We start from the raw sequence: 14,826 nt of genomic DNA on the forward strand, positions 1-14,826 counted from the left end.
AGAATCTCTTCTTAGCTGGTTTCTAATCTTTTATAAATTTATAGATTTTTTTACAACTACTTCTTAGTCGTTTTCATTACGTTTCTTACCAGCAAGTCCTAATGCTGCTAAAATCGCTAGAGCTGCTGAACCATAAAGTCCTGTGTTTTCTGCTGCTCCTGTATGTGGAAGAGCTGTTGCACTAGCTTTTGGTGCTTCTGAAGCTTTAGATTGACTAGTTGAAGTTGATTGTGTATGAGATTGTGATTGAGATGTTGAAGTCGTTGTTGACTCTGAAGCACTTTCGCTTCCTGGTGTCGGTACTTCTTTAACAAATCCTGAATCTAAAGTAAGATCATTTGCGCCATGGATAGTTACAGTTACTGTTGCGCCATCTGAATCTTTAGAATCATCACCATTGTTTGAAACAGTTGGTTTGTAACCATTTGGTGTTTCAAAAGTTACAGTATAAGTTTCACCATCATTAAGACCTGTGAACTCATAGTAACCATTTGTATCAGTAGTTGTTGTCTTAGTTGTTCCATCTGGATTTGTAAGTGTTACTGTTACACCTGGAATTCCTGGTTCTCCACCATCTTGGATACCATCTTTGTTAGTATCTTCCCAGACATAGTCACCAATAGTGTATGATTCTTTGACAAAACCACTGTCAATTGTTGGGTTATCGTTACCTTTAACAGTTACTTTAACGACTTGACCATCTGAGTCTTTTGTATCATCACCTGTATTTGATGTTGTTGGTGTGTAGCCTTTTGGTGTTTCGAAGGTTACAGTATAATCACCATCAGGTAGATCTGTGAATTCATAATGACCATTTGTATCAGTGGTTGTTGTCTTAGTTGAGCCATCTGGATTTGTAAGTGTTACTGTTACGCCTGGAATACCTGGTTCACCACCATCTTGGATACCATCTTTATTAGTATCTTCCCAAACAGTATCACCGATAGTATGAAGATCTTTAACAAATCCTGAGTCTAAAGTAAGATCATCCGCGCCATGGATAGTTACAGTTACTGTTGCGCCATCTGAGTCTTTAGAATCATCGCCATTGTTTGAAACAGTTGGTTTATAACCATTTGGTGTTTGGAAATCTACTGTGTAAGTATCACCATCATTAAGACCTGTGAACTCATAGTAACCATTTGAATCAGTAGTTGTTGTCTTAGTTGTTCCATCTGGATTTGTAAGAGTTACTGTTACACCTGAGATTCCTGGTTCACCAGCATCTTGGATACCATCTTTGTTAGTATCTTCCCATACATAGTCACCGATATTATAAACTTTTGGTGTTTCTGAGCCTGTATTTGAAGATGATTCACTTAATGATGTACTTGTTGATGTTGACGTACTTTGAGAGTTTGAAATTGATGTAGAATCTGATACTGATGTTGAATCAGATACGCTTGTTGATGTGCTTACTGAATCTGAAACACTTGTTGATGTTGAGATTGAGTTTGACAAGCTTGTTGAATCGCTATCTGATCCTGAATTTTGTGATGCTGATGTACTTGTTGAATCAGAGAGACTTGTTGAAGTACTTACTGAATCTGATAATGATGTCGAATCAGAAATTGATGTTGAAGTACTTGTTGACTCTGAAACAGATGTAGAGTTTGATAATGATGTCGATGTGCTTGTTGAGTCAGAAACACTTGTTGACGTGCTTACTGAGTTTGATAAGCTTGTTGAATCGCTATCAGAACCTGAATTTTGTGATGCTGATGTACTTGTTGAATCAGAGAGACTTGTTGAAGTACTTACTGAATCTGATAATGATGTCGAATCAGAAATTGATGTTGAAGTACTTGTTGACTCTGAAACAGATGTAGAGTCTGATAATGATGTCGATGTGCTTGTTGAGTCAGAAACACTTGTTGACGTGCTTACTGAGTTTGATAAGCTTGTTGAATCAGAGAGACTTGTTGAAGTACTTACTGAATCAGAGAGACTTGTTGAAGTACTTACTGAATCAGAGAGACTTGTTGAAGTACTTACTGAATCTGATACTGATGTCGAATCAGAAATTGATGTTGAAGTACTTGTTGACTCTGAAATTGACGTAGAATCAGAAATTGATGTTGAAGTACTTGTTGACTCTGAAATTGACGTAGAATCAGAAATTGATGTTGAAGTACTTGTTGACTCTGAAACTGACGTAGAGTCTGATAATGAATTCACTTCAGAGGTACTAGTGCTTGTAGAGTTTGATTCAGAGGTACTTACTGAGATTGAAGTTGTTGAATCAACTACAAATCCAGTATCCAATGTCATATCATCTGCACCTTGAATAGTTACTGTTACACTAGCTCCATCTGAATCAAGTGCATCAGTAGTTGCGCCTGTATTTGAGATTGTTGGTAAGTACCCAGTGGGTGTTTCAAAACTTACTGTATATGTTTCACCATCTGTGAGTCCAGTAAATTCATAGTAACCAGTCGCATCTGTACGAACAGCTTTAGTAGACCCGTCAGGGTAAGTTAAAGTTACTAACACATCAGCTAAACCGGTCGTGCCACCTTCATTTTGAATACCATCATTGTTTGTATCAACCCAAACATAGTTACCAATTTTATATGATAAAGTACCCGAACCACCTGAAGTGTCTGAATTGAACTGAAGTCCATTAGTATATTCAGCTCTGACACCAGAAGTAATGATTGTACCAGTTTGAATAACTGGATCCGGACTAATAGTGTCATAATTACTTACAACTCTAATTACATAGGCACTTGAATCTGAGCTAAGAGTTGGATCTAAATAAAAATTAGCTTCATTAGTCCCAGAAGGTTCCAAGGTTACTGGCATTTTTGTTAAAGCACTATAATCAATACTTTCCATACTGTCTGGTAAATTATATCCAGTAGGTACTCGATAAACTTCAATGACAGTATTTCCATCAATTACATTTGCAGTAGGTGCGTTTAGATCAGTTGTCAAGTTAAACATCGGATAACTCATTGTATAGTTATCTTGGTTAACATAAAAAGTTTGTTCAATTTGTCCAGTCGTTTCATTTACAGAAGTGAAACTTGAACGAATTTCAGCAGGAGCATTAATCTCTGGTGTTGAATAGACAACATTATAGTTTGCAGTAGAACTTGTCGTACCAACTGTGTATGTTACTGGTACAGATGTATTATTTTCTAAAACGACATCACGATTAATATACTTTTCTAGATGTAAGACTGCTTTTACATTCTCATATTTATCTACATAACTTGTAAAAGTATATGTAATTAATTTTGTAGTTGGATCATATGTACCTGTTGCAATTACTTCACCAGAAGCATCTGTGATATCAATTGGAGTGTATACTTCGCCAGTATAGGCTAAATCGTTAGTTTTTACAGTATCTGAAAATTGAACTGTAAATTGATCACCCGCAGTTGCCGCATCAACAACATTAAAACTAATATCAAATGCGATTGCTTCCCCGTCAGTAGGCATTACTGTCCCATCACCGGCGGAACCAGCAATAAAATTACCATTGATATCATAAGCACCCAAATCTGTTTGAGTAACAGTAACATTTGTGATAGCTTCGTTAACAGCTAAACCACTTGTGGTTGCTGCCGCAACTGGTGCTGTTGTGGTATTAGAAGTTTTTGGAGCTAAAGCTTGTGAATTTAAAGCGGCACTTGATTGGCTAGCAGATGTGCTTGTTGCTAAAGATTCTGAGCTACTTGTTGATAAAGAAACAGAATTACTTTGACTTTCAGATTCAGATTGACTGATTGAAGCTGAAGTACTTTGTGAAGCCAGTGTTGTGTCTGATGCACTAGCTGAAGCGACTACAGTTGAATCAACTTGTGTTGTTCCAGTAGTTGCTACTTCTGAAGTTACTGGTAAAGTACTTGTTGTTTCTGCTGCATAAGCTGTTTGCGTTACTGCAGCGCCACCGATTAGTGCACCTGCTGCAGCTGCACCTTTAAACAAATGGGCAGACGAAAAGCCTACTTCAAGATTCAGTTCAGTATCTAAAACACCTTCTTCTGTTTTAGCACCTCTAAATAAATGAAGTAAGCCAAATGAATTAAGGGTTGTTTTAACCCAGTTTTTACCCGACTTGTGTAATTTTACACGTGATTTAGACTCGGTTTGGATATAATCCGAGTTAATTTGTTTTTTCGACATTTTTTGTCCTCTCTCTCTCACCTTAAATGAACATAGTTTTTATTCTCCACTAAAAAAACTATCTTAAATATAAAAGGTAATTTCATTTTATGATAAGAATTTATAAAAGTCAATCAATATAGATTAAAAAGAAAAACTGTATTTCCACAGTTTCCCTTATTTCATTAAAATAACCTGTATAAAGTGTTAAGCAATCCCATAATAACACTGATAACTATGACCGAACCCAGTAAAACATAAGCGTAATTTCGGACATCATTTTTCTTCTTTTCAGGCAGTTTCTGTCGTGATTTTTTTAATCTTTTCTCAATATCATCCTCCAAAAATGATAAATTCTTTTTATCATCCATCAGCCAATAACCTCCTTGTATCTTTCCGGACTTGTATGATTGGCAAAGGCTAATTGACGTTTCACAAGTTCTTTATAATGATTTTGATCTTTTAATTTAGCCATAGCTACCATCATTTCAGTCACTTGATTTGGACTAAAAATATTTTCAGGCAAAGTATAAAGTTTCTCGTGTTGCGTATTATTAAAAGCAAAAATTGGCATCTGATGCTCGAAAGCAAGACGATTAGCATTCAAAATCTCATTGCCGTGATTAATATCCAAATAGACAGCACAATGTGCCCAAAGATCCTTAATCGTCGTTTGCGATACATTCGGATAAAGCGAAACATTATCACGTTGACCAATAGCCTGTAATTTAGGCGACATCTCCGTTAAGGCTCCAATGTGGAATTGAAGATCAGGCAAGTTAGTAGCTAAATTTTCAATTTGTTCAATCTGATCACTATTGGTGAAAATCAAGGCATGCGCTGACCATTCTTTTTCAGCAGACAGAGGATATAAATATCCCAAAGAATCCACTTTGTCATGCTGGCCATGATTCAGATCAAGAAAAACTTGATAATCATTAGGATCAGGAATAATGACTTGATTGCTGCGATTAACCGTACCATTCAAAATAGCCTGCATATTGCCTGGAATTGAACCTCGGAATGGCTCTTGCCAGACTAAAATATCATGGCCAGGCTTATCCAAATTAATTGAAACTTGGAAAGGAAGGGCGAGAGAGTTATAGATGATTTTATCCAAATCAAACCCTCGTTTTTGCAAGTAATAAATGACAAATTCTAATTTCCCTTTAAAGATTTTGATTTTGCCACCTTCATTTAAAATAATGTCATTGGTCACAAAGTTTTCAACGATTTTCTCTTTACCTTCTTGGTCATAATAAGTCTTAATTACTTCTTCCTGATTGACATTATAAACGCTTTGAGCATAAAGACGACCATTTTTATTATAGAACTCAACCAAACGGACTTTTCCAGAACGGTCTAACCATTCAACTGCTCTAACCAAGCGTTTATGAGTTGGTTCAGCATAAAAGATATTGGCCCGTTTGATATCGTGATCAACAATTTCTCCATTGGAATTATTGGATTGGATTTCCCAAAAATTAGGAGCTTTTATTTGGTTAAAGAAGCGTGCTCTTGTTTCTTCAACATCTTCGTCACCCATAAAATAGGCATAAGGTGTTGTCACAGAGGCTGGTAAAAAACCATTCTCATTCAAAATAACAGTTGGATGTGTATAACCTGACATGACTAATGAGTAATGCAAGTCTTGAGCAGCTTGGTTGTATGTATCAAATATATTAAGCATGAGCAAACTCCTTTAAAAACTCTTTCCAGTCATTAGCAATTTCTTGACTTAAGAATTTCTCTGCAATTTGGTAGGAATGGTCTTGCCATTCTTTGATGTCAAAATCTTGATACATGGATACAATTGCGTCTGCAAATTGACGGACAATGTGATCCACTTGATCTGATTCATCTTTAGGAATTAAAATACCATTTTTCTCATGGTCAACAAAAGTGATATTTCCATAAGGAACGTCAAAACCGATAATTGGCAAGCCAGAGCCGACCGCTTCCATTAAGGTTAAGCCAAAGCCTTCGCTGGTTGAGCCAGCAAGATAGGCATCGTAATCTTGATAAATAGTGGTCAAATCAGCATGTCCCATTAAACGAATATAGTCTTGAGCATGATGTGTCTTAATTAATTCTGTCAGTTTAGCTTCTTCGCCACCCTTACCATAGATATCAAATTGCAGTTCTGGAAGGACTTTTTTAGCTTCAACAACGGCAAGGACCAACCAGTCAATATGTTTTTCACTGGCTAGACGTGATGCTGTCATCAGAGAGAAAGCCTTACGCTGCTCAGGACGATAAAGGTGATCAAGTGACCCTACTGGAATGGTCAGAACGCGAGGAGAACCCCCCTGATATTTCGCAAATTGTTCCTGAAGTGTTTGAGTTTGAGCATCCGTCGAGCAAATAAAGAAATCGATTTGATCAGCATGCGAGAACTCATACTCATAATAATTATTCCAGAGAATAAAATCATCATCTGTGGAATTCTTGCTGTAATGCTCCGCATGGACAACACTACCCATTTTGGCTTTGCCTCTTTCTTCCAAAGCAGCCTGACCAATCTCACTTGAGCGATCCAATATGACAATATCATCTTCCCCAAAGTTGAGAGACTTAATAAAATAGGTTAAAAGCTCACGTCTTGATAAGAAAATCTGATCTGGAAAACGGTAAATCTGGTTATCACCATCGACAATTTCGTCAAAAGCTGTGCTACCATCTTCGTTAAAGTAGCGTCTTTGGTAAAGATGTGCCTTGTTGTCTTTTGGCGTGAAATACTCAGTGCAGTAGCGGGTATAATTATAGTAATCCTTACGAATCAAACAACCGTTGACGACAAACTCTGCCCGGTCAACAAAATCCTTACTTTCATCAGTCAAATAGCAAGTCACAAATTGTTTGTTATTATCATAGAAGTAGCGACGGATTTTTCCTGAAATTTCTTCCTTTTCAATTTTGTAAGGAATAGACTTTTGCACATCTTGTAAAGTGTAACTAGTCGGTGCTAATTTGATATCCGTAAAATAATGATAAAGCCAGATAACTTCATCGTCTTCAAAGCCGATATTTTTAGTCAAATGCTGCACATTTTCATTTAAAATTAAATCGGTGAAAACAAAAATCCCTTTCTCACCAATCATTCTCAGGAGTTTGGCCCGATAGATTTGAGCATACTCAACACCTGAGCTGGCCCATCCAATCCCCATATTAATATTATAAAGCGTCATTATTTCTCTCCTCTAATCTTCAGCTCTAGGCAAAGTAGGCAACTAACTCGCCTTTAGGGTTATAGGCTAGCATACTTAAGGCAAGGTTACGAATAATACTTTCTTTAACCCGAAGTTCCAGCTCTTGGAAGGTGAGCAAGGCTTCGCGGTGAAATTCGTAGGTTGTATTCCTTTGGGCAGAATTACGACTGGCCACTAAAATCCGAAACTGTTGCAAATAATCAACTTGTTCAATCCAAGCCTGGTCAATAGCCTTAAGAATGGCCATCCTTTGGAAATTAATATAGTCTTTCTTATCTCCAAACTGCACCTCCTTGTCTTCCATTTCTTTTAAGAAGATACGGCGAAGAGCCTTTTTCATAGAATCCTGACTATCATAATCAATCTCATGGTCATCAAACTGATAGGACAGGTTATCAAAGACATAGCGACTCAATTTTTCCTCGGTCATTTCCTTCTCTTGATTGAGGAAATTGGTCAAGACTTCATCTAATATTTCTAATAAATTAACATCTTCCAGCTTCTCTTGTTCAATCAACTGATTCCGTAAACTATAAATCATCTCCCGTTGCACCTGGATACTCTCATCCATCTCAACCGAATTCTGACGGGCTTGGCGACCATGACTATCACTAGCTTCCTGAGCTTGATTCAAAATGCGGTGGTAGCGACTAGATTTCAAAAGTTTTGGATTTTCAGGCTCCATTTTGGGTAATTGCTTGCGCAGATAATCAAGCAACCAGGCTGGTCCCCATTTAATGAGTAAGGCATCTTCTAGGGACGCAAAGAATTGACTCATTCCAGGGTCACCTTGACGGCCTGAACGGCCTCGCATCTGTAAGTCAATGCGTTTAGACGGCATCCGCTCTGTACCAATTACCGCTAAACCACCCAAGTCGACAACACCCTTGCCAAGCTTGATATCTGTTCCCCGACCGGCAATTGCCGTAACGACCGTTACATTGCCTTTTTGGCCAGCTTCAGCAATCATCTCTGCTTCTTTTGCTGTATTGTAGGCATTGAGGACGCTATGGGCAATCCCCTCTTTTAAGAGTAAGTGAGAATAGATCTCTGACATCTCAACTGTTGCCGTAACCAGCAAAATAGGTTGCCCTGTGGCGTGAACTTTTTTCAAAAATGCCATTGAAGCAACAATTTTTTCAGGCAAGCTGGTATAGATTAAATCTTTATGGTCAATTCTCTGGATCGGACGGTTGGTAGGAATAGTGATAACCGGCATATCGTAGGTTTCGATAAATTCATCATCAGCAACGCGACCTGTACCAGTCATTCCACTTAATTTATCAAATAATTTAAAAAGATTCTGATAGGTAACACTGGCCATTGCCCTGGTTTCCGGAGTCCGCTCAACAGCTTCTTTGGTTTCAATAGCCTGATGCTGACCAGCTTGTAACTTAGTCCCTTCTAAGCTTCGTCCACTAATAGCGTCGAGAAGAATGATTTCATCGTTTTCAACAATATAGCCTTCTTCACGTTCATACAAGTGGTGGGCTTTTAGGCTAAAATAATATGTCTGACAATTTCTGTATGCTTAGCATCAAATAAATGATCAAGACCAAAGAATTTTTCCGCCTCAGCAATACCCTTGTTGGTTAACCAAACATTTGCCCGTTCATCATCAAACTTATAGTCACGGTCTTCTTCTAAAGTTGTGATAAAGGTATTGGCAACGTTATAGTAGTTGGATTGAACCCGAGGAGAACCAGAAATAATCAGCGGTGTCTGGGCACTATCTAGAAGCACTTCATCAACCTCATCGACAATGGCATAATTAAAATCACGAAGAAACTGCTTAGCTGCCGAATCCGCCAAATTCTGAATCAGGTAATCAAAGCCTAGAGTTGAATGTGTCGTATAAACAATATCTGAAGCATAGATTGCTCTTTTTTCAGGAACAGAGAGCTTTTCTAACGGGTCTTCTGGCACACCTAGTGCTACTGTTAAGCCCATCCAACGATAGACATCTCCCATCTCTGTACCATCACGTCTCGAAAGGTAAGAGTTGGTTGTGACCAGCATGACACCTTTACCTGACAAGGCATTTAAGTAAAGAGGCATGGTCGCAGTAAGTGTTTTTCCTTCTCCAGTGCGCATTTCAGCAATAAATCCCTGGTGTAGAGCAATAGCTCCCATGACCTGAACATCATAAGGGAACATACCTAAAATACGTCGATCCGCTTCTCTGACCGCAGCAAAAGCCTCAGGCAATAGATCATCTAAGGTCTCTCCATTCTCTAAACGGTCTTTAAATTCTTGCGTTTTAGCTTGCAAGTCTTTATCGGTCAACTTAGCCATCATCTCTTGATAGCTATTGACTTTGTTTAAAGTTTTTTTGATAGCCCTTAAACGGAGGCTATTAATACTAAATTTTTCGCTTAAGCTCCCCAAAGTAAGCTCCTTTTATTATTTTTCTTGAAATTGTGCCAGATAGTGGTTTTTGGCCAAAAGACCCTCTACCAAAGAATCTTTCTTTTGATGAATCGCTTCCGCAGTTGAAAGTGAGGGATTGTTTTGAAGTAGCTCCTTCACCCATTCCAAAGCTAATTCTGATGTTTCAATGCTTGCTCTCAGCTTTTGATCAAATGTCACGGGGCCAGTCAGGCTGGATGAACCCTTTTCAAAAGCATTTTCCAAAAGAATAGCCACGCGGTCAGACTTAGGACCACTGCCAATAAATTGAAGCCCTTGGTCCAGTGCCTCTGGAGCGTGTTTGTGAATGGCTTTCGCGACATAATCCACGAAGGTGTCCGTCAAGTAAGCCAATTGATCAAGCCTTGTTAAACCAACGATTAAACTTGGGCCAACCTTTTTGAGATAAGATTCTGTAAAAGGCATCACTTGTCCTTCTTGATTTTCAAGGAGGAAAACCTTTAATGGTGCACTTTCCGCTTTATTTTCAAGCCCTGACAAGACAAAGTAAGACTGGCTTAAATGGTCTTCCATTTCTTTGGCATAAAGTAAAATACTATCGAAAACAAAACTTTGACTACCAGCATTAATTAAATCAATCTTATAGCTGTAGCAATCCTTAGGCAAGGAAAATTCAGCTGAATCCTCTTTAATAATTTTATAGGCGACAACTTCTTTACGACGATTAAAAAAGGTTAATCTTAGATAAGGTTGGTGTCCCGTAACTGTTTCCAAGTTTAATTTTAAACAGTAATCTTGCCCACGCTTTAGTAGTGGTAGCCTGGGAATATCCCGACGGTCCTGATAATTGACCTCAGAAAGCCAAGTATGGATAACAGTTCCAATAGGTAAAAATTCTTGGTGGAAGGAAACCCGTCCATCCTTTAGAAAGTCTAGGTCAACACCATACAGGTAACTGGCATCACTGAGCAGGCCCCAATTAATTAGACTGATATCTCTCATTTGTGTCTGCATTATGATTTCCTCCCAAAGTCTAAACTCATGATTCGGGCATATTGATTTAAGAACCATTGGTTAATGGAAGCACTATTATCATTATGGCGTCCCTCAATTCCCTTGGAAATGACTTTAATATTTTTACCCTGTGACCAGTCTAAGAAGTCATAATAAGCATTATTATCATAATCATCATGTTTCATATAGGCCATGGCAAAGAGAGTTTTAGAGAAATCAGCCTTTTCGATAGCTTTCCAGAATTTCTGGTTAACTTCTTCCATCGATTCTTTCGTTAACTGATTAGTCAAAGAGTGGACCATATCAAATGCTGTTCCAAATTCATCTGGTCGGATTTGAAAACCGTTTTTAGCTATGGTTCCTAAAGAGAACAATGGTTTACCAATGATAACAGCATGTGGTTCTAATTGGCTGGCATAATAAGATGCGCCAAAAGTTCCCATTGATAGGCCTGAGAGAATCATTTGTTTCTTGTTGAATCCTAAATACTCCAGTTTGTCTTCAATAAAATCCGTCACTTGATTTTCCAATTGATCACTGCCCATATAGAAGGAGCCCCCTTCTAAACGCGGGTCGCCAATCAAGATAAAAGGCGACTTCATTTTGGACATCATCCAGTAACCCTCAAAACCTTCAGCAGTCCGATATCCTGAGAAGTAAACATTTAATGGTGGTTTTAGGTCTCCTGGGCTAAAGTAGGCAATTAATTCTTGCCGTTGATCGTCCACCAGCCTTTGGCCCCCTGCAATATACTCTCCATATGCGTTACGAGCTCGTCTTTGGTGTAGTGGACCCAGTTTTAAAGTACCATTGCCTTTGGCATAAAGAACAAAAGAAAGGTAATGCTCTTTTTCTTTTGAGGGAATGGTGACCTGTTTTTCCATGTCAATTTCGGTAAAGGTATAGGAATCATCTAAATCTGAGCTACCGCCGATAAAACGATAGGCTTTAAGAAGTAGATTGACCTCTCCCTCTTTCAAATATTCCAACCAAAAGTCTAGTGTTTGACCTGGTCGGGATGAAATATTGTAGCGCCAGGTTAAGAGGGGCTTAAAGTCTTCCCCAAAATCGCCTTCAAGATGGATAAAGCTATTGCCCTGATAGCTGACTTTGCCTTTGAAATCCTCATAAATATTGACATAGCGGTTGTCTGCTTTGGCTCCTTCTTGTCCGGAGAAAAAGTCATGTCCCAATTGTGGAATCAAATGTTCTGGGTTTGACATATCCATTGGTTTAGCTACCCTTGAGATGAAGAGGCTTTCTGGGCCTCCCAATCACCTAAGTTCTTATTGTAGAAAACGGAGTAGGGTGTCGCAAAATAAAAGAGATCATCGAAACTTTCTTCATAAGTCGTCTCATCTGTAAATAGTATCAGTGAGAAAGCACGAACTTTTTTCCCCTTCTCATCAAAGAGCAAGTGACGATAATTATCTGGACGTCCATAAGACCATTCCATATGTTCTGGAATATCATATTTTTGACTCCAGTCTTCTTGTCCAATTTGAAGGACTCTTACATCAACTTCTGTCATCTGTTATTTGTCCTTCCCCTTGATTTTTCCATTTATCAATTAATGCTGGACCCGTATTTTCAGCGATTTTCTCAATCGAATAGACTAAGGAACGGTTCCAATGGCTTAATCCCTTGAAGAAGTATGACAAGCCTTTTTCGATACCCTTAATATCTTCCACGATGTAGCCGTTCTCTTTATGGGTCACATAATCTGTCTGAACTTGGTTAATTTGTGGAATACCCGATGAAATAGCCGCAATCTGGTGATACAAGTCCGGTTTCATCCCCATGTCAACAATAATCCGACTGGTTTTAAAGGCCGCGATGACATCATTTTCTTCTTTAATGATTAAGAATTTAGCGCGTGGCTCTTCTTCTTCAACCACTTTATCTGGCAATTGATCTTCTTCCGGAATTTCTTCCTTAGGAACATAATGCTCCGTCATTTCTTCAAGCATGTTTTCAATCATCTGATTGCGATCACCATAACGTTGATAGCTTCCTAGCGTCAAGGTAATCAAATCATTTTTGCGCATTTCCTTAAAAATAACCTTACAAATAGCTTTTAATTCAGCATCATCAAGATTGTCCACAAAAAGGTAGACTTCTAATTCTTTCTGACGAATACTTAAACCTAATTCAAAGCGGGTATCAAATGGAGACACCTGAATGATGTTCGGAAAGTTTCCTTCTTCTGCAAGTAATCGCAGAGCCTGGGTCGTTTTTTTGATCATCAGAGACCAAGAATTCTGCTTGCGAAAAGAGTTCCTTCTCGGCTGCGCTAGCAGAATCAAGGTCTTGACGCTCTTGATAAAAGGAAAAGATTTTAGGCTGTTTCGTTTCTTTGAAAAAGTCGTTGTGTTGTTTGTGAGCAGCAATGACTAACCTATCGTCTGCAGGCAGTTGACTGATTTCAGCTTCTAGCGTTTCGGAAATCAGCTCTTCCCAATTAGCATAAGCTAATTTTTTTAGCGGTGTTCCTGCTTCAGGGTTGACGCTAATTCTGTCAGCGGCAGCTGGGTCTAAATGCTCTCGTAAGCACCATTGGCCCGCCTGATTGAAATAATCCTGATGATCTGCTTGGCCATTTTCAAAAACTAAAAGACTAGATAAAAAGCCTCGATCATCAAAAACCAGCTCTTCTTTTAAGGACTTACCATCTTTTTCATAGCGGAGGATTCGGAAGAGATGCCCATTTGTGGCAAATTGGATTTTGGCATAAGGTCTTTCATGGCGCAAAGCCGTTACTGTAAATGGTGAGTAGATGAAACTTGTCCCCTGAGGCCAATCTAATTTGCGCCAATCCAACGGAAAGGATTGTAGATCCTGAAAATTCTGCAAATGGTCGAATAAGGACCAGACGGGAACTTCAAGCAGACCCTTTTGGTGTAAGAAGGATCTTAAGTTTGGTGCATAATGAAGAACCATGACCCGAACTGGCTCTTGGTTTTCATAAAAAACACGGATTTGGTTAACACTATCATCAAATTGTAGAAATTGATTGACGTGCGTCCATTCTTGTGTATCGTCAAACCAAACACGGTCTTTGCGATACCAAGCAGGAATAAAATGGTACATAATGTTCTCTCTCAATTATAAAATATCATGGTATTGTTTGTTTATACGTAACATATCGACTTGATCAAAGATTGTAAATAATAAAGTAGACAAAATCAAAATGGTTCCTGGTAAAGTTGAAATCGTCGAATCAATTTTATAGATATGTCCAAGAACTAGAGGGATACCAATGATAAAGCAGGTGTAAAAACCACCTAAAAAACCAACTTGTTTAACAATGCGATTAAGGAATTTAAAAGTCGGTTTGCCAGGTTTAATTCCATGAATATAGTCTCCCATTTCTTGAAGACTTTCGGTTAACTTATCTGGTTTCACATTAACCAGCGCAAAGCCTATGGTTAAAAGGAATAAAATCACTAAATAAACACTTAAACCAATGGTTTTTGATAAAGTAAGATTTGAAACTAAGTAAGATAAGGTTTTATTGTCTGGATATAACATCTGTAGGCCCGAGAATAAGTATTGAGGTAAAACCAATAAAGTCATCCCGTACATAATCGCCATCCCACCCGCAACATTCATTTTGATTGGGATATAAGATTTATGGGCGAAGTCATTATGAATCATAACCCTTTCTAAGGGTATCCGATATTCCGCTCTCTCTAGGAAAATAGTGACCACTAAAGCAATAATCGCAAAGGCAACAATAACGCCATAGACCCACAAGTGCTGGTTCATGTGACCGTCTTTACTAATAGCCTTTGACAAACGAGCTGGTAGGGAAGAAATTAAACCCACCAGAATGATAATTGAAGAGGACCCAATTCCAAACATCATGTTTAAATTGGCCAACCACATAATAATAAAACATCCTGCAATGGAAAGGAAAGCGACAATCATTAGAAAACCAATCCGTTCAAATGGCAGAATCCAAGTTTGAAACTTCATGAAACTGAGCAACCCTAAGGACTGGATAATACTAATAATAATCATGATGATTTTACGCCAGCGGTCTGAAACGACCATAGACATTTTTTGTAAATTCAATCGTTTACTCGTTGAGAAAAAGCCCCAGAGAATCATGGTCGAC

10 protein-coding genes and 1 pseudogene are annotated in these 14,826 nt (G+C 38.4%); all 11 read right to left on the bottom strand.

Annotated elements, in window-relative coordinates:
• Nucleotides 1-63: 63 nt before the first annotated feature.
• The 11 genes and pseudogenes from AT575_RS07030 to AT575_RS07070 all read right to left on the bottom strand — a co-directional run bounded on the left by AT575_RS07030 (nt 64) and on the right by AT575_RS07070 (nt 14,819).
• Complete coding sequence (locus AT575_RS07030) at nt 64-4,134, bottom strand: accessory Sec-dependent serine-rich glycoprotein adhesin (protein ID WP_102777742.1); 4,071 nt, start codon at nt 4,132-4,134, stop codon at nt 64-66.
• 164 nt (nt 4,135-4,298) lie between these two features.
• Nucleotides 4,299-4,484 (bottom strand): hypothetical protein, encoded by a 186-nt coding sequence (locus tag AT575_RS07035; protein ID WP_102777743.1) that lies wholly within the window; start codon nt 4,482-4,484, stop codon nt 4,299-4,301.
• A complete protein-coding gene (gene gtfB, locus AT575_RS07040; RefSeq protein ID WP_102777744.1) occupies nt 4,484-5,803 on the bottom strand; it encodes an accessory Sec system glycosylation chaperone GtfB in 1,320 nt (439 codons plus the stop codon). The genes AT575_RS07035 and gtfB overlap by 1 nt, the downstream gene beginning before the upstream one ends.
• Nucleotides 5,796-7,301: an accessory Sec system glycosyltransferase GtfA gene (gene gtfA, locus AT575_RS07045; protein WP_102777745.1), complete on the bottom strand. Its 1,506-nt coding sequence runs from the start codon at nt 7,299-7,301 to the stop codon at nt 5,796-5,798. Before gtfA ends, gtfB begins: the two co-directional genes overlap by 8 nt.
• A gap of 25 nt (nt 7,302-7,326) precedes the next feature.
• Nucleotides 7,327-9,710: pseudogene (secA2, locus tag AT575_RS07050) on the bottom strand (accessory Sec system translocase SecA2).
• A 15-nt stretch (nt 9,711-9,725) separates the two neighbouring features.
• On the bottom strand, nt 9,726-10,706 hold the full coding sequence (asp3, locus tag AT575_RS07055; protein ID WP_102777746.1) for an accessory Sec system protein Asp3: 981 nt from the start codon (nt 10,704-10,706) through the stop codon (nt 9,726-9,728).
• On the bottom strand, nt 10,706-11,980 hold the full coding sequence (gene asp2, locus AT575_RS07060) for an accessory Sec system protein Asp2 (RefSeq protein WP_425444828.1): 1,275 nt from the start codon (nt 11,978-11,980) through the stop codon (nt 10,706-10,708). Before asp2 ends, asp3 begins: the two co-directional genes overlap by 1 nt.
• On the bottom strand, nt 11,944-12,237 hold the full coding sequence (locus AT575_RS11095) for an accessory Sec system protein Asp2 (RefSeq protein ID WP_425444829.1): 294 nt from the start codon (nt 12,235-12,237) through the stop codon (nt 11,944-11,946). The genes asp2 and AT575_RS11095 overlap by 37 nt, the downstream gene beginning before the upstream one ends.
• Nucleotides 12,224-12,883, bottom strand: coding sequence for an accessory Sec system protein Asp1 (gene asp1 / locus AT575_RS11000; RefSeq protein ID WP_281254361.1), 660 nt, complete (start codon nt 12,881-12,883; stop codon nt 12,224-12,226). Before asp1 (AT575_RS11000) ends, AT575_RS11095 begins: the two co-directional genes overlap by 14 nt.
• Nucleotides 12,870-13,796 carry an accessory Sec system protein Asp1 gene (asp1, locus tag AT575_RS11005; protein WP_281254362.1) on the bottom strand — a complete coding sequence of 309 codons (927 nt, stop codon included), beginning with the start codon at nt 13,794-13,796 and terminating at the stop codon, nt 12,870-12,872. Before asp1 (AT575_RS11005) ends, asp1 (AT575_RS11000) begins: the two co-directional genes overlap by 14 nt.
• A 15-nt stretch (nt 13,797-13,811) precedes the next feature.
• A complete protein-coding gene (locus AT575_RS07070) occupies nt 13,812-14,819 on the bottom strand; it encodes an accessory Sec system protein translocase subunit SecY2 (protein WP_245871511.1) in 1,008 nt (335 codons plus the stop codon).
• Nucleotides 14,820-14,826 lie beyond the last annotated feature (7 nt).

Source organism: Streptococcus penaeicida (assembly GCF_002887775.1).
Classification (GTDB): Bacteria; Bacillota; Bacilli; order Lactobacillales; family Streptococcaceae; genus Streptococcus; species Streptococcus penaeicida.